Consider the following 16,958-nt stretch of genomic DNA (forward strand, 5'->3'; position numbering starts at 1 on the left):
GAGTCCCCGTCACTGAATGTTGACGTCGACGCTGGCCGGCAGGTCGATGCGCATGAGCGCGTCCACCGTCTTCGGCGTCGGGTCGAGGATGTCGATAAGGCGCTTGTGCGTGCGCATCTCGAAGTGTTCGCGCGAGTCCTTGTACTTGTGCGGCGAACGGATGACGCAGTACACGTTCTTCTCGGTCGGCAACGGCACCGGGCCGACGACGCGCGCCCCGGTGCGGGTCACCGTCTCCACGATCTTGCGCGCCGATGCGTCGATCGCCTCGTGGTCGTAGGCCTTGAGCCTGATGCGGATCTTTTGTCCCGCCACGCTAAGTGTCCTTTTCTCCGCTTTCCTTCGTGGTCCGCCGGGTCGACTACCCAACCCGCTGGACCACCCTCATTTGCACAGCCCGAACACACGAAGACGCCTCAGCCCGAGCGGGTCGAGCCCAGAGGAGTTGGTCTGCGTAACCACGCAGGGCCCTCGCTCGGCCTGGATCCGACACAGTCGAGACCACGACCGGGCATGCCCGGTCCTCGCCGCTGTTCATCTGTCATGGTTCTCCGGTACACGCGGTCGGGCGTGTCGCACAGCCGCTCATTCCTCGGCCACGGATCGCACAGCGCCTCGGGCCGGGGACATCGTCCCGGACGTACCCGCGCCGGAAACCCGGCGAGGTACACGATGGGGGTACTACTCGCCTCGCTCGGCCACCTATTTCCCGTGGAACCTATAGGAGCAGATGCGGCCCGGTGCAAGGCAACCCGAACAGTATGCCCGACACCTCTCGACACTTCAAATCGCCTGCGCCTCCTCGGTGCGGCGCGGGCTCGACCCCGTGATGATCACGTCCGCGCCATGGACAGAGCGAGTGCGCAGTCCAGTTTCGCCGCAGTCCTGGCGGTCTCCATGACAGGACGGTGCGGGCCGATCGAATACGCCACGGACTTACACTCGAATAGAACTTACTCTTGAGTAAGGTGTGGGCATGACGAACGAGACAACGACTTATCGCGGCTGGAGAAAACTGCCGGACAATCGGCTGGGCCATACCCTGTTCTCCCTCGCGGTGGTCGCTCGGCTGCCATACGCGGCCACCGTGCTACCAACCGTGACCCGGCTGGAGCCGGGGCTGTGCGAGGTAACCTCGCCGAAATGGTTCGGCGTGCACAATCATCTGGGCACCTTTCATGCCATCGCGACATGCAACCTGGCCGAAGTCGCGATGGGCATGCTGAGCGAGGCGACAGTGCCGACGACGCACCGCTGGATTCCGAAGGGGATGACCGTGCAGTACCTGGCCAAAGCCGAGACCGGTCTACGCGCCATCGCGAAGCTGCCCGAAGTACCCGATTTCGTGACCATCACCGAGGGCCGCGACATGGTGGTGCCGGTGTCGATCTACGACAAGCGCGGTTCGGAGGTCGTGCACGCCGATATCACCATCTGGGTCACCCCTCGATGACCATGGCATCCGTCCAGACCGCAGAAGACCCAGACCATAGAAGACCCAGACCATAGAAGACTCGGCGTGGGGAGCGATCGGTATATTGGGCGCCATGGCAGCGGAACGCGGAGACGGAGTGAGACGTCGAAGCAGGACTCCGAGCGCCGTGCCTGCACTACGCTCGATAGCGCGCGGCCGGATTTCTGCCGACACACGGAATCGATATAGCCGCGCTCGCCTCCGCGAACTGGACCGAATGCCCCCATGAGTGCCGGCGCGGTGCGGGAAGCCGATGTGTGCGTGGTCGGGCTCGGTCCCGCCGGACGGGCACTCGCCCACCGCGCACTACGGGCTGGGCTTTCGGTGACCGCGATCGATCCCCGGCCCGACCGACTGTGGCCGCCTACCTTCGCCTGCTGGGTGGACGAGTTACCGGATTGGCTACCCGTCGACGCCATCGCGACCACGATCTCGATGCCCACGGTATGGACGACCAGCGAGCACCGCATCGACCGGCCCTACTGCGTATTGTCCAAACCAGGTCTGCACACGGCGCTCCCGCTCGACGGCGCCACTGTTGTGACAGGCAGAGCCACCCAGGTCGGTGCGCATGAGGTGGAACTCGCGAACGGCGCGGTCCACACCGCGGCAACGGTATTCGACACGCGTGGCCTGCCGCCCCTCGGACGCCGCCGGGCGGTGAGCGCGCACGGCATCTTCGTCGACGCGGAGAAAGCCGCGCCGATGGTTACCGAGGGCGAATGCTTATTGCTGGATTGGCGGCCGGACAACGGCGCGGGCCCGGATGAACCGCCGTCGTTCCTCTACGCGGTGCCGATCGGCGACGGCACAGTGATCTTCGAAGAGACTTGTCTCGGGCTGCGCGGCGGCATGCCGCAGCGCGAGCTACGCAAGCGCACACTCAACCGTCTCGCCACACACGGTATCCGGCTCACCGGAGGCGAACCCAGCGAGGCAGCGCACTATCCACTCGACCAGCCACCGCCACGGAAAAGCCGGGCGCGGGCGATCCCGTTCGGCGCGCGCGGTGGCATGGTGCACCCGTGCACCGGCTACAGCGTCGCCGACGCACTGGCGTTGGCCGACACCGCGGTCACCGCACTGCGACAAGGCCGTGACCCGATCGCAGAACTGTGGCCGCTACGCGCGCGGCTGGTGTACTGGATGCGGATGCGCGGGCTCTATGGTATGGGCAGACTCACCACCGAGCAGTTCATCGCCATGTTCGACGTGTTCTTCAACGGCACTCCGCGCGGCCAGCGCGCGCTGTGGTCCGCCCGCGACGACTACACCACCCTGGGCGCCGTGCTGGTCGATACCGTCCACCACACCTGGCCGTTTCGCTCGCGATACGACCTGGTCGGCTGGACCAATCGCAACCGCTGGCTGGACTACGATTTCGAACGGGCGCCGAGCTCCGCGTCGCACCCGTAGACCCGCATAGCGGAGCATGCGGCCGACAGCCCCTCAGCGAGATCGACGCTTCGCAATACCTTTTCACCTTCTGAAAGTCCGGCACCTGAAAGATCCCGACACCTGAAAGATCACTGTCACGCGCCCGTTTCCGCGGCCCGGCGATAGCCGCGGATTGCCGGGTAAGCAAAGACGACTACGATTCCCAGGCTCCACACCAGGGTTTTCAGCATCGGCTCAGCGACAGGGCCACCGTAGGACAATCCGCGTATGGCATCGATGGCGCAGCTCATCGGCTGGTTCTCGATTGTTGCCCGTAGCCACGACGGGTATGCGGAAGCAGGGACGAAACCGGTGTTGAAGAACATGAGCAAGGTATTGATCACGCCGATGACGTTCACAAGCATGACACCCTCGGTAATGGTGGCCAGTGCCGTGACGAGTACAGCGAAAGCAAGCCCGAACAGGACCGGAATGCCGATCAACGCGATGGCGGCGACCAGCCCCTGCTGGAATCGGAAGCCGAGCAATACCCCGACACCGATCACACAGAGAGTCGTGATCAGCACTCGCACCGCCTCGGCCAGCAAGCGACCAGTGAGTCCCGCCGCCCGATGAATGGGCATAGTCCAGAATCGGCCGAGCAAACCAGCCGCCTTCTCGACCTTGAATCCCAGCGCGCTCACCACGGCACCGGACATCGCCGCTACCAGTGTCAGTAACGCTACCTGCCCATAGATGCTCGGCTGCCCGGTGTAGGCCGTAATCGAATTTCCCAGCACGATGCGGAACATCAGCAGAGTGAGCGCTGGATACACCAACGTCTGGATGGTCGTCGCCGGATCTCGTAACCACACCAGCAGCAGCCGTTTGCATTGGAGCAAGCTGTGCGTCGACCAGTTGCGAAAGGTCGCCTCTCGGCGCATCGCCACCTCTGGCAGCGCCGAGGGTCCGATCCGCTCCACAGCGCCTGCCGAAGGTGCCGTGGTCGCTTCCACAGAACTCATGACCGCCTCACGCTCGCCCAGATCGCCAATGGGATGAATACCGCGGCCAGCCCGATCAGCCACACCAGAGGTACCCACAGCACCTGCCAAGTCACCCCGTCGGCCGCCATATCGCGCAGGGCGAAGGAGAACTGGGAGATAGGTTGATTACGTACGAACGGCCGAATCCACTCCGGAAAACTTCGTTCAGGCACGAATCCACAGGAGAGCATGCCGAAGATCAGCGTCGGTAAGGTCAGCGCCTGACTCAACGATTCCGGGCTCTTGGTGATATTGCCCAGTGCGTCCGCGCCGATCCCGAGCAATGTGCCGACGGCGAGGGAAAAGGCGCAGAAAAGCACGGCTTGGCCGACGCCTGCCTCGAACCGGAATCCGATGAGATGTCCGAAGAGTACGGCCGCGGTGAGCGAGGTGACCGACCGCACCAAACCGGCGCAGATGCGCGCGCTGAATGGCACCAGCATGCCGATCGGCATGGTCTGCAGCCGAGTACTCAACCCGGTCAATGCCTCGAACGCGGCCAGTTGGGCATTGGACATCATCGTGAAGGCCATGGTCTGCAGCACGATGATAGGCATGACGTACTGGGCGTAGTCGATGCCTTGGAAGTTCATTACGTAGCGCAGCGGCAGGTAGAAACCGAGGGTGAACACCAGTGGGGTGACCATCGCGACGATCAGTTCGCCCTTGGTCGCCATGGTGTGGACGATCCGGCCGGTCAGCGCCCGCCACTGCGCGAGTGATGACAGTCGTGCCACGGGCAGTTCGGCGAACAACATCACCGGACTTGCCGATGCACTCTCCTTGGCAGTGGTAGCAGTCACGCGTGGCCACCCGAGTGACCGGTGAGAGACATGAACACGTCGTCCAGCGATGGACGGCGCAGCGCTATATCGGCCAAGTCGACGCCCGCGCTGTCCAGTCTGCGCAGCGCTTCGGTCAGCGTCGCAGCGCCTTCCGGTGCTGGAATGGACAACCGGTCGCCGCCATTGAGGTCGGCCAGCACTGCGGGGGGTACCAGATCGCCGAGTGCGAACGCGGCGGTGCGCAACCTGGTCGGATCCAACGGGACCACCTCGCAGTAACTACCGCCTGTCTTCTCCTTGAGTTCGTCTGCGGTACCCTCCGCGATCACCGTGCCCCTATCGATCACGATGATGTTGTCACTGAGCACATCGGCCTCCTCCAGATACTGCGTGGTCAGCAGTACCGTGATGCCTTGATCTTTCAGCGCGCCCACCAGATCCCAGACTCCCTGGCGGCTGCGTGGGTCCAGGCCGGTGGTCGGCTCATCCAAGAACACCACTTCCGGTCGCACCACCAGACCGCAAGCGATATCGACACGACGGCGCATACCGCCCGAATAGTGCCGCACCGCGCGACGACCCGCACTCGTCAGATCGAATTCCCCGAGCAATGCGTCGGCCCGCCTACGGGCCGCAGACTTGCCCAAGCCCATCAATCTGCCGAACAACTCCAGGTTCTCCCTGCCGGACAAATTCTCGTCCAGCGCGGCGTACTGCCCGGTCATCATGATCGATCGGCGCACGCCCGCCGGGTTCTTCCGTACGTCGTGCCCGGCGACTACGGCAGTGCCGGAGTCCGGGCGCAACAGCGTGGAGAGGACTTTCACCGTGGTCGTCTTACCTGCGCCGTTGGGGCCGAGGATACCGAGGACACGGGCACGTTCGGCGACGAAGCTGACGCCGCGCAGCGCATGCACCTCGCCGAATGACTTACGGACGTCCGTTACCCGGACCGCAGGCTCACCCGCATGCGAATCTGCTTGATCGGAAATCGGCATCAACTCTCCACTATCGGCCGGTGCGGCGACGATATCGCCCGAGCGCATGCTCGCACTCGGATAAGTGATCCGCCGCGCTCGGCGTGATGTTACCGGCTCAGTCGGCTGGGCTCGGCCCCCAGGAAACAGAGCCTCCACCCAGTCGCTGTGTCCTTACTCACACGCACCGCTCCTGATTCGGTGTATGAAAGGTAGCCGCTGGTGAGGAGAACCGAGCTGGCTCGGCCGCCTGCGGCCGAGCCTTGTCGGCCCGCTGTGGCAGGCCATAGTCTGCTATGCGGGGAACATGTTCACTCGTCCGCGACTGCGTACCGTCGGCCGGTTCGCATACCGGTTCCGACACTGCGAGAGGTGATCATGGTCGAGTCCACGCAGCCACCGCTGGTAACTCATCGGGGAGAAACAGTCCAGGAATACGGGCTGGTGTCCCACGACCCACGCACTGGCGAAGTTGTCGGCAGGTACGCCGTAATGAGCGCAGATGAGCTGGATCAGGCCGTGTGCATCGCCCGCTCCGCCGGAAAGTGGTGGGCGCAAATGGGTTTCAATACCCGAAAGCGTTGGTTGCTCGACTGGAAACGTGATGTCGTGCGCCGCTCCGGTGAATTGGTCACCCTGCTATGCGAAGAGACCGGAAAACCTCGGGCGGACGCAGCGATCGAAGTGATGCTTGCGGTGGAAAACTTGCATTGGGCCGCACGCAATGCGGCGCGCGCGCTGGACCGGCGGCGTCTCGGCGCCACCTGGCTCACCCGCAATCAACGCACCACGGTCGGCTATCTTCCGCTCGGCGTAGTCGGGGTCCTCGGTCCATGGAACAACCCGGTATCCACTCCGATGGGTTCGATCGTCTATGCGATGGCAGCGGGCAACGCTGTGGTGTTCAAGCCACATGAGCTGACCACCGGTGTCGGGATGTGGCTGGCCGACAGCTGGTCTCGGCTCGCGCCGAATCAACCGGTACTGCAAGCGGTCACCGGCGATACCGAAACCGCTATCGCGCTATGTCGCGCACGGGTCGACAAGATCGCCTGTGCGGGGCCGGAGGCGGATACTCGCGAGGCAGTGGCGGCCTGCGCACAGACCATGACACCGATTGTTGTCGAGCGCAGCGGCAAGGGCAGCATGGTCGTACACGTGGACGCAAAACTAACAGACGCCGCCGAGGCCGCAGTATTCGGAGCGATGGCCGACGCCGGACAGCTCCCCACCGGGATTCAGCGTGCCTATGTCGCCCAGTCGGTCTACGAGCGCTTTCTGGAATTGGTGGTGGAGCACGCCCACACACTACGACCAGGGGCCGATCGGAAGGCATCCTATGGTCCGATGATCAGACAGTCGCAGGTCGATGTGGTGCGCAAGCAGGTACGGGACGCGGTGGCCCGCGGCGGCCGCGCGGTGCTCGGTGGGTTGGACTCGATCCGCGATCCCTACATCGAGCCGATCGTACTGACCGAGGTGCCGGAAGAGAGCATTGCGATCACCGGCGAAGGCATCGGCCCGGTACTGGTCGTGAACAAGGTGGTGAGTATGGACGAGGCCGCCGAGCGGATCAACGCGATCGGCACCGATGTCGCGGTAGCGGTGTTCACCCGGGATGTCCGAGAGATCGAAGCGTTCGCCGAACGCCTACGGGTCGGGATGGTGACCATCAACTCCTCCACCGCCCATATGAGCACCCCCGCGCTGCCGTTCGGTGGGGTGGGCGAGTATGAGCAGGGGCACCGGAATGGTGAGCAGGGATTGCGTGAATTCAGCAGGACCCTGGCCATCACGCGCAAGAAATATCGGACGCCGGTGAATCTGTCCACCTTCGACCGCCGCCCGCGGCACCTACGCTTGGCTGGTCGGATCTTCCGTATCCGGCACAGGGTGCGTCTGTGAGCGGGCCTGCTCAGCCGAGCAGCACCGCGTTCATCAGTGCGGTAACCCGAGCCTGTTGCTCGGGCCTGGGATCGAACCGGATCGACCTGCCAACGTCGATCACTTGGCCGATGGCCGCATGCACCCGGAAACGTGCCTCCACCGGATCTCCGTCGAGCAGATTGGCCCACTCCAACACGTTCTGCCGCTGCAGGGCGCGCAGCTTGTACTGCTCGGCGTGCGGCAAGTTGCTGAACTCCGCATAGTAGACCGGCATGATCTCCGGCATGGCGAAACTCAGCTTGACATAGCGACCGGCTAAGCGCCGGGCCGCGTCTTCCCGGCTGATAGCCTCGGTCAGTGCCTCGGTGATCGCGATGGCCAGCCGGTCACTGGTGCGATAAAAGGCCGCGGCGAGCAGATCGGCCTTGCTGGAAAAGTACCGATACACGCTGGATGCGTTGATGCCGACTGCGGCGCCGATCTCCTCGATACTCGCCTCGTGGTATCCCTGTCTGCCGAAGATCCTGATTGCTTCGGTGAGTAACTGTTCCCGCTTCGAAGTCACCGGGACGCCGCGCACAGATGGCCCATCGTCCGGCTCGGTGGGCGCGGCGGGCAACTCGGTGCGCACGATGGTCCAGGCCATTTCGTGCAGCAATGGAAGCAGTCTGGTGCTCGATAACGCAGTGCGGTGCGCCGTGATGCTGGCGATCGCGCTGAGCACGCCCGTGGCCAACATCGCCACATCAGCTGGTGGCGCATCGGGCCGCAGCAGCACGATAGGCGCGGCGATGGCGCTGTTGATGTCGTCATAGATCTTCTTGATCCAGGCCCGGTCGACACGTTCGAGATAACGCCGTTCCCAGCGGTAGAGCCCAGCCTCCCGACGAATCTCGATAGTGTGCTCACAGACCGCGCGGAGCATCGTGTTCAGGCGCTGCTCGGGAGCCAGCCTGGCATCGTCGGCGCTCTCTGTGACGGCGAGCAGATGCCGCGCGCCTTCCTCGGCCACCGCGACCAAGAGCGCGTATTTGTTGGTGAAGTGCCGATACAGCGCGGGCCCAGAGATCCCGACCTCTGCGGCGATCTCATCTACACCGACCGGATAGTACCCACGCTCACTGAACGCTCGTGCGGCCGCCCGCATGATCTGGGCTTTGCGATCCTTCGGACGGCGCCGCACCGACGGCGCCCCCTCCGCACTCGCTCTGCTTTCCGGGCTGGACCGCGTGGTAGCGAGATCGACCTCGCTACGATCTGCGGCCATGTATCTCTCCATTCTTGGGCAACACCGGTTGACCGTGCTCGATAATGGAACTTAAGTTAACTACAATTCGCATAGTTGATGATTATTCATACTCCTTCGCCCACTGAATCGCGACACAGGGGGCGAATACGAGCGATACCGATTCCACAATTCCCAGCAACTACAACAGGGACCACCGTGGGGGTTACCGCGGTCCAGGATGACAAAGCGCTCCGGATCTCGGTTACCGAACCGACCAGTAAGCGACTATGTTGATCTGCTATGACTTACCTGGTTACCGGGGCAACTGGGTTCATCGGTCGGTTCCTCATCCCCGAGCTGCTGAAACGCGAGGGTGACATTCATGTACTGGTACGGCCAGGCCACATCTCGGCCGATCGGTTCGCCTGCTGTGCGCAGGAATGGGCGGGCGGCGACCGCGTCCGTCCGGTCCGTGGCGATCTCTGCTCCCCTGGGCTTGGCATCGACCCAGCCTGGCTAGCCCAGCACCGTGGCACCATCGACCATATCTTCCATCTGGCTGTCGGCTACGACCTGCTCGATCGCGGCGGCGGAACCAGACACCTGGTGGAGGTCGCCCAGGAATTGAACGCCGATCTACTGCATCACGTCTCCACCGCGGAGATCGCCGGATCCAGCCAGGGACTGTTCACCGAGGACATGTTCGACCGTGGTCAGGCACTGGCCACACCCATACAGCGGGCCAAATTCGAGGCCGAACGGATCGTACGGGACTCCAGCCTACGCTGGCGCATCTACCGACCATCGATCGTGATCGGCCATTCCGGGACCGGCGAAATCGATCGAATCGATGGCCCGTACTACTTCTTCCGCCTGTTGCGCATGGGCGCGCAATTGCCAAGGTTACTCCCAGTGCTGGTCCCCGAACTCGGCGAGACCAATATGGTCCCGGTCGATTTCGTCGCTCATGCTCTGGATCACATCGCTCATTGTTCCGCTACGGATAAGACCACTTACCATCTGGTCGACCCACGCAGACAGAGCGCGGTCGAGGCGTTGAATCTGTTCGCCGACGAGGCAGGAGCGCCGCATCTGGTTGAGATCATGCCCAAACGCACCCTTGACATGATGCTGCGCATCCCCGGTGCGAACTGGCTGCTGTCCCGGGTCGGCGTCCCCTTGGATGTCCTGGAGCACAGTGAATTCAGTTGCTGGTTCGACTGCCGCCACACTGATGCGGCACTAGCGGGCACCGATATCAAGGTCCCTCCGCTGGAGGCCTACGCACCCCGGATCTGGAAATACTGGATCGAGAACTGGCTCTGATCCATCTTGCCGCCGGGCGCTGGTCGCCCGGCGGCAAGATGGATCAGAGCGAGATCGATGCCTCAGAGGCCGAGCCCCTTCGCCAGCACCGGCCATGACCGCTCGAACTCGTCGCGCCAGTAGCCCCACGAGTGGGTACCCGAATCGCGGAAGTGGAAGGTGGCCGGGATACCCAGCTCCTTCAGCCTCCTCTGCATATTGTGCGTGCAGTAGTTGGTACCCGCCTCGATCGCACCGCCGATAATGATCTGATTGGCCAGACCGTAAGGGCCGGGGATGGCATAAGGATTGTTGAGCGTGTCGTACTGGCCGGGCAGTCCGTTGCCTGAGGAGAGATAGAGGTCGAGTCCACGCAAGCCCTCGGCGTTCACGTACGGATCGTTGGCGATCCAATCCGGCGAGCCCTCAGGGCCCCACATATTGTCGGTGTTGCCGCCACCCCAGGTCTCCACAGTCAGCTTCACGAATTCGGCGCCGACCGGGTCACTGGTCTGCGCACAACCGCTGTACGCCGCGGAGGCCTTGTACAGCCCCGGCTTGGCGATCGGCAGCGCGAGCACTGTGGTACCCGAAGTGGACAAGCCCGCGATAGCGTTCACCCCATTAGCTCCCAGCGCGCCATCGACCAGCGGGGGCAGCTCTTCGGTGAAGAAGGTCTTCCATTTATTGCGACCGAGCACCGGATCGTCCTTGATCCAGTCGGTGTAATAGCTCCACTTACCACCAATGGGCTGAATCACATTGACGTTCTTGTCCGACAGGAATTGCAGCACATCGGTCCGCGCTTGCCATGAGGCTTGGTCCTCACCACCGCCCGCACCGTTGAGCAGGTACAGCGTGGGGCGCGGTACGGACGCGTCGGCCGGGCGCTGGACGTCGATGATGATGTTCTGGTCCATCGCCGACGAGTACACATGCAATCGAAGGCTGCGCGAATCCTTGTACTCAGCCTTGGTGATACGCGAACCATCCGGAGCGATCGGATCCGCCAGCAGAGTCTTGGAATCCATGATCGGGTCAGCGGTCGCGGTAGACGCGCCGAGGCCGGTCATTCCCGCGAGTACCGCAGTTGCCGCGATCACCGCGACTGCACGAACACCGCCGCGCCTGGTCTGTCGACGTATCAATTTCGCACCTTCGCTTCGTCTAGAGATCGCTGTGTACTCCCCAATACGGCGGGTGGAGGCTGGATATCACGCCTGACCATACGGCCTACGCTGCCGGGACGGCAGAGCTACCGTTGCCGCGCCGTTGCCCTATCATGCCCGAAAGGCTCGTTCCGCTCATGACCGACCCGCGTCCGGTGTCGTCTGCCTGCCTGCCTGATCGAGCAACTCGCACAACCGTGGGCCTATGCTGGTCAACGCTTCCGGCGAGGTCATCTGGTCGTGTGTGGCGTCGATGGGATAGTCGTCGACGCGACCGGTGACATATGGTCGCCAGTTGGCTGCCGCTGTGTCGTGGCCGACCGCGCTGAAGTAGTCCACCCGACCGTGGAATACCTCGGGCCGGTGCTCGGCGATCAGTTCGGCGGAGCGCACCGCGCTACGGTAGATGCGGCGTACCCGTTCCGGAGTCAGTACCGCCATATCCGGTGGAATCGTTGCGTGCAGCGCGGCGAGCGCCTCCGGACTCAGGTCGTGAATATCACCGTCGCCGGGCAACAGGGCGTCTGCGCCGATGCCGAGTTCAGCCAATGCCTCACGGATCGCCGCGCGGAAATCCGTGATGTCGATGTCCGGGTGGCTGTCGAGCATGGCCAGCAGCTCGATCTGCGCACCGTCGGCTTGCAGCTCGGTCGCCACCGCGTGCGCAAGCACGCCACCGAGGGACCAACCGAGCAATCGATAAGGCCCGTGCGGCTGCACCGCGCGGATCTCGACCACATACCGGTGCGCCATCTCGGCCAGCGAAGCCGGCAGGTAGTCCTCCTCGGACAGTGCGGGCGACTGCAAACCGAAGATCGGCGTGTTCGCAGGCGCATAACGGACCAAACCCGCATAGCACCAGGACAGTCCATACATAGGATGCAAACAGAACAGCGGTTCGGCCGCAGTCGTGTCATGCGGCACCCGCGTCCGGATCGACAGCAGCACCCCCAACGCGGCATTCGACTCCTGGTCGTAATCGTGCTCTTCGGCCAGCATCGCGAGAATGCGAGCTGTCAACGCCGCAGGGGTCGAGTCGGTGAAAAACCACTGCACCCGCACCTCAGCGCCGGTCAGTACACGCAACCTGCTGACCGCGCGCGTCGCAACCAGCGAGTTACCGCCCAAGGCGAAGAAGTCGTCGTCCATGCCGATTCGGTACTCGACACCGAGGTCGAGCACCTCCCCGAATACTTCGAGTACAGTCCGCTCCAGCGATGTACTCGGCGCGCGGTACGGGCCCGCCGCGAGCAGCGGTGCGGGCAATGCCTTGCGATCGAGTTTGCCATTGGCATTCAATGGCAGTCGTTCGAGCACAACTACCGCCGCTGGCACCATATAGGACGGCAGCGCGCTGCGCGCATGCGATAGCAGAGCGGACTCGTCGATATCCGTATCCGCTACAGCGACCACGTAGGCGATCAACTGGTCCCCAGCAGCACCACGGTGCAGCGATACCGCGGCGTGCCGCACCTTGGGGTGCCCGCCGAGTACCGACTCGATCTCGCCGAGTTCGACGCGCTGACCACGTAGCTTGACCTGAAAATCACTACGACCCATGTAATCCAGCACTCCGTCGCGCCAGCGCACGACGTCTCCGGTGCGATACAACCGGGTGCCGCCTGTGTAGGCGACAAAACGCTCGGCGGTGAGTGCTGGGGCGCCGAGATAGCCCCGGGCCACCTGCACACCCGCGACATACAACTCGCCTGCCATGCCCGGCGGCACCGGACACAGATGCCGATCGAGCACATACACGCGGGTATTGGCCACCGGCGTACCGATCGGGATCGACACCGCGGCAGTGTCACGCACCGTCAAGTTGGTAACAACGGTGGCTTCTGCGGGTCCGTACCAGTTGGCCAAGACGGCCTCCGGCACGGTAGCGGCGAAAGCAGCGGCAATCTCTCCGGGCAACGCCTCGCCTGCGGCGAACACCCGCCGCAACGATGGATATCCTGCGTTCGGGTTGACCACAGGGTCCAGGAAGGCTTCCAGCATCGAAGGCACGAAATGCGCTGTGGTGATGTTATTTTCGACAATAGTTCGCGCCAGGTAGGCCGGATCCCGGTGGCCGTCGGGCGCCGCGATCACAATCGATGCTCCGGTCTGCAAAGGCCAGAACAGTTCCCAGGCGGAGATATCGAAGGTGATCGACGTCTTGTGCAGCACCGCATCGCCGCCATCATGCGGATACATCGACTGCGCCCAGCGGAACTGGTTGATCATCTGTCGATGGCTGATCAATACGCCCTTCGGTCGCCCGGTGGAGCCCGAAGTATAGATGACGTAGGCGACAGCGTCCGGGTGGGCGTAGTCCTGCGGTCGAGGCCCCTGCTCCGAGGACAGGTGCAGCGTGTCGACCGCGACCACCGGAACGTCGGTCGCGGTATCGAACGCGTCAACAGTGGTGGTCAGCACACAGCTGGGCGCGGCGCTGTCCAGCACATACTCGCTGCGTTCGGCCGGATGGTCCGGATCGATCGGAACATAGCCACCACCGGCCCGCAGCACCGCGTAGATCGCGACCACCAACTCTATGCCGCGCCGCATGGCCACGGCGACCAATGTCTCCGGTCCGACGCCTCGGCGGATCAGCTCGACAGCCAACGCTCCCACCCGTGCGTCGAATTGGGCGTAGCTGAGGACGGTGTCACCGAAACGAACGGCGGGCGCATCCGGCGTCCGGGCCACCTGCGCGTCGAACAATGACAACAATGTCGCGTCGTCGAGCAATTCCGGTGTGTCCGTGGCATTGCCTGCGACCAGTTCCGCGCGCTCATCGTCGAGCAGCGCGTCGATCTCGCCGACCTGCGCCTGCGAGGTGGTCACGAAACGACCGATCAGCATCGCGAGCCGCTGGGCGATCGCCTGTGCCTCCGGTTCGTCGAACAGGTCACGCAGGTACTTCACCGAAACACGCAGGCTGCTGTCCAACATCACCATTACGGTGAGCGGATAGTGGGTGCCATTGATCCCTTCCAGGCCGATGATGTCCATCCCATCAATCGCGCTTGCCTTCGCCAGACCCGCGCGGTCCACTGGGAACGATTCGAACACCACGAGCGAATCGAACAATCCTTCCACCCCGATCGCATCCTGGATATCGCTCAAGCCCAGGTAATGGTGGTTCAACAGTACGGCCTGTTCCGTCTGCAAACGACGGAGCAATTCGCCGAGGGTGATGCGTGCGTCGAGCCGTACCCGCACTGGGATCGCATTGATGAACAGCCCGACCATCGCCTCGACACCATCCAGATGCGGTGGCCGCCCGGACACGGTAGCGCCGAAGACTACGTCGTCTCGGTCGATGCTGCGGCCGATCAGCAACCCCCAGGCGGCCTGAACCACGGTGTTCGCCGTGACACCCAGCTCCGCTGCGAAGCGGGTCAACGCGGCGGTTGCCTCCTGGGACAACTCGAAACCGACCTCGCCGAGACCCGTGGAGATCTCGCGGCTTGGATCGACCGGCACGATCGGCGTCGGCTCAGTGATACCGGACAGTGCGGTGCGCCACGCCGTACGCGCCACCTCCGTGTCCTGCGCCACCAGCCAGGTCAGGTAGTCGCGGTAGGACGGCACCTTGGGCAGCCGACGCGAGTTACCGCCGAGCACATACAGCGTCAACAGATCCTTCAGCAACAGTGGCATCGACCAACCATCGATCAGGATGTGGTGGGTGGTCACCATGAGGTGATACCTGGTTGCGGCGGAGCGGATCAGCGCGAACCGCAGCAGCGGAGCAGTCCGCATGTCGAAGTTCTCGGCCAGGTCGGCCGCCTTGATCCGCGCCATTTCGGCAACCGCATCCTGCCCGAGCTCGCGCAGATCGATCAGCCGCCATGGCACATCCAACGAGTCCAGCACGATCTGGACCGGATTGCCTTCGGCATCGGAAGCGAAAGCTACCCGCAGATTGTCGTACCGATCCAGCACAGCCTGCGCGGCGGTGTGCATCCGGTCCGCGTCCACCACGCCGCCGAGCTCGAGCACGAACTGGGTGATGTAGGCGTCGAACGAGGATTCGGCGAGGAGGGCATGGAACAGCATGCCCGACTGCAGTGGCGTGACCGGCCAGACATCCGACAATTCCGGGTAGGCGTGGTCGAACCGGTCGATATCGGGCTGCTTCAGCCGCACCAACGGGAAGTCCGAGGGCGTGAATCCACCTGCTTCCGGACGCAAGCCATGCTCGGCGAGACCACCGAGCGCGCGAATCCAATGCTCAGCAAAGGTTTTCGTTTCCGCACTGCGGAAAGCCGCTGTGGCGAAATCGAACCGGGCCAGCAAGCCGTCGTCGGTGGCATCGACAGTCAGAACGAGCAGCAGGTCCTCGGCTGGAAGGTCGGTGTGCACCCGAGCCGGGCGTAGATCCCGGTAGCGTAGCGCAAACCGGCCGTACTCGCACTCACGCAGTTCGGCGGCGGTGCCGGCGTTGAGATAGCGCAGCAAACCGTAGCCGATACCGTGTCCTGGCACTGCCCGGCGCAACTCCTTGATCTGCTTGATCGCCACACCTGCCGCAGGGCCGCCGAGCAGCGCGTCATCGATATCGATCCCGGTCAACTGCAAGGGAAGCGGGTACTCGGTAATGAATCCGCCTACCACGCTCTCCGCGTCGACATGAGTTGCCGCACGACCGTCGGCTGCGAGCCGGACAACCGATCCGATCGCACGCGGCACCGTCGCATCCTCGGCGGTCCGCAGAGCCAATGCCAGCGCGGTGAGCAGGATGTCGTCCACACCGGCGTGGTAAGCCTCAGCCACTGCCGCAACAGCAGCTGTTCCCTCCGCCGTAATCGTGAGCGAAACCCTGCTGCGTGCAGACAGATCTCGACCTTCGGCCCCTGCGCTGTCTACGACGGCGTCCAGAGTCCTTCGCCACCACGCCATTTCATCGACCGTAGCGGGATCGTGTGCCTTGACAGACAGTGCACGCATGAACATACCGAGGCCGGATTCTGAGGCAGCAGGCGCGGCGTGACGCGGCTGGCTCCATCGCGCAGTGAGCTGATCGACAATGACACGCCAGGAGACGTCGTCGACCACCAAACTGCTGGCCACGATGATAAGCGTCGAGCGGGTATCCGGATCGCCGGCGAGGATGAAATGGATATTGCGGCCCTGCTCCGGATCCAGCGCGCCCGCGGCTGCCCGCACCACGTCATCGATCGGGAGCGTGGTCTCGCCATGCTGCGGATCCAACCGGCGGAACGCTTCGCCGGTCCGCTCTGAGGCGGCGGGAATACGCAGTATGGGCGTGCCACTACCGTATTCGACCCGTACCCATAGCATCGGATGCTGTTCGAGCACAGCGGCCACCGCGCCACGCACTGTCTCTGTGGTGCAGGCCTCGGGAATGTCAAGGGCGATGGCCCGCACCTCGATGCCTTCGACAAGCATCCGCGCCGCATCCGGGGTGAGCGGAAGTTCACCGACCTCGACCTCGGCGGTGACGCCGGCGGCAACCGTGGCGACCTCGGCTAGTGCGGCGATGGTTCTGCATTCGAAGACATCGCGCGGAGTGAACAGCACGCCTCGAGCTTTAGCGCGGGAGACCAATTGGATGGACAAGATGCTGTCGCCACCGAGGACGAAGAACGAGTCGTCCGCGCTGACCTGCTCTACGCCGAGTACTTCGACGAATATTTCAGCGATGAGGGTTTCGGTTTCGTTTGCCGGTGCCCGGAACTCGCGCGCGGCCAGTTGT

At 63.6% G+C, this 16,958-nt stretch carries 11 protein-coding genes; 4 read left to right on the forward strand and 7 right to left on the reverse strand.

The annotated features are described in order from the left end of the window. Window positions 1–9 precede the first annotated feature (9 nt). On the reverse strand, window positions 10–315 hold the full coding sequence (rpsJ, locus tag ACX4ZE_RS17615; protein WP_003938093.1) for a 30S ribosomal protein S10: 306 nt from the start codon (window positions 313–315) through the stop codon (window positions 10–12). Between the two features lie 661 nt (window positions 316–976). Here rpsJ and ACX4ZE_RS17620 point away from each other — a divergent pair. Beyond that, complete coding sequence (locus ACX4ZE_RS17620; protein WP_480274543.1) at window positions 977–1,453, forward strand: hotdog fold domain-containing protein; 477 nt, start codon at window positions 977–979, stop codon at window positions 1,451–1,453. 246 nt (window positions 1,454–1,699) lie between these two features. Next, complete coding sequence (locus ACX4ZE_RS17625; RefSeq protein ID WP_480274544.1) at window positions 1,700–2,890, forward strand: lycopene cyclase family protein; 1,191 nt, start codon at window positions 1,700–1,702, stop codon at window positions 2,888–2,890. A 116-nt stretch (window positions 2,891–3,006) separates the two neighbouring features. On the opposite strand, the gene ACX4ZE_RS17630 is transcribed toward ACX4ZE_RS17625, so the two are convergent. From ACX4ZE_RS17630 to ACX4ZE_RS17640, 3 genes are read right to left on the reverse strand one after another with little or no spacing between them, the layout of a single operon-like run. Next, a complete protein-coding gene (locus ACX4ZE_RS17630) occupies window positions 3,007–3,876 on the reverse strand; it encodes an ABC transporter permease (RefSeq protein ID WP_480274545.1) in 870 nt (289 codons plus the stop codon). Then, on the reverse strand, window positions 3,873–4,655 hold the full coding sequence (locus tag ACX4ZE_RS17635) for an ABC transporter permease (RefSeq protein ID WP_480274554.1): 783 nt from the start codon (window positions 4,653–4,655) through the stop codon (window positions 3,873–3,875). Before ACX4ZE_RS17635 ends, ACX4ZE_RS17630 begins: the two co-directional genes overlap by 4 nt. A 41-nt stretch (window positions 4,656–4,696) precedes the next feature. After that, the gene (locus tag ACX4ZE_RS17640; protein ID WP_480274546.1) at window positions 4,697–5,680 is read right to left on the reverse strand and encodes an ATP-binding cassette domain-containing protein; all 984 of its coding nucleotides are present in this window, start codon (window positions 5,678–5,680) and stop codon (window positions 4,697–4,699) included. 357 nt (window positions 5,681–6,037) lie between these two features. On the opposite strand from ACX4ZE_RS17640, the gene ACX4ZE_RS17645 reads away from it, so the two are divergent. Continuing rightward, entirely contained in the window at window positions 6,038–7,564 is a 1,527-nt protein-coding gene (locus tag ACX4ZE_RS17645; protein WP_480274547.1) for an aldehyde dehydrogenase family protein, read from the forward strand. Between the two features lie 10 nt (window positions 7,565–7,574). Here ACX4ZE_RS17645 and ACX4ZE_RS17650 read toward each other — a convergent pair whose 3' ends face one another. Next, the gene (locus ACX4ZE_RS17650; protein ID WP_480274548.1) at window positions 7,575–8,813 is read right to left on the reverse strand and encodes a TetR/AcrR family transcriptional regulator; all 1,239 of its coding nucleotides are present in this window, start codon (window positions 8,811–8,813) and stop codon (window positions 7,575–7,577) included. 261 nt (window positions 8,814–9,074) lie between these two features. Between ACX4ZE_RS17650 and ACX4ZE_RS17655 the strand changes: the two genes are divergently transcribed. Next, the gene (locus ACX4ZE_RS17655; protein WP_480274549.1) at window positions 9,075–10,100 is read left to right on the forward strand and encodes an SDR family oxidoreductase; all 1,026 of its coding nucleotides are present in this window, start codon (window positions 9,075–9,077) and stop codon (window positions 10,098–10,100) included. Window positions 10,101–10,162: 62 nt separating this feature from the next. On the opposite strand, the gene ACX4ZE_RS17660 is transcribed toward ACX4ZE_RS17655, so the two are convergent. Together ACX4ZE_RS17660 and ACX4ZE_RS17665 are read right to left on the reverse strand one after the other, a co-directional pair. Next, window positions 10,163–11,152 (reverse strand): alpha/beta hydrolase, encoded by a 990-nt coding sequence (locus tag ACX4ZE_RS17660; RefSeq protein ID WP_480274555.1) that lies wholly within the window; start codon window positions 11,150–11,152, stop codon window positions 10,163–10,165. A 231-nt stretch (window positions 11,153–11,383) separates the two neighbouring features. Next, a partial coding sequence (locus ACX4ZE_RS17665) for an amino acid adenylation domain-containing protein (protein WP_480274550.1) occupies window positions 11,384–16,958 on the reverse strand: 5,575 nt, incomplete at its 5' end.

This window comes from Nocardia sp. TBRC8007, from assembly GCF_056629435.1.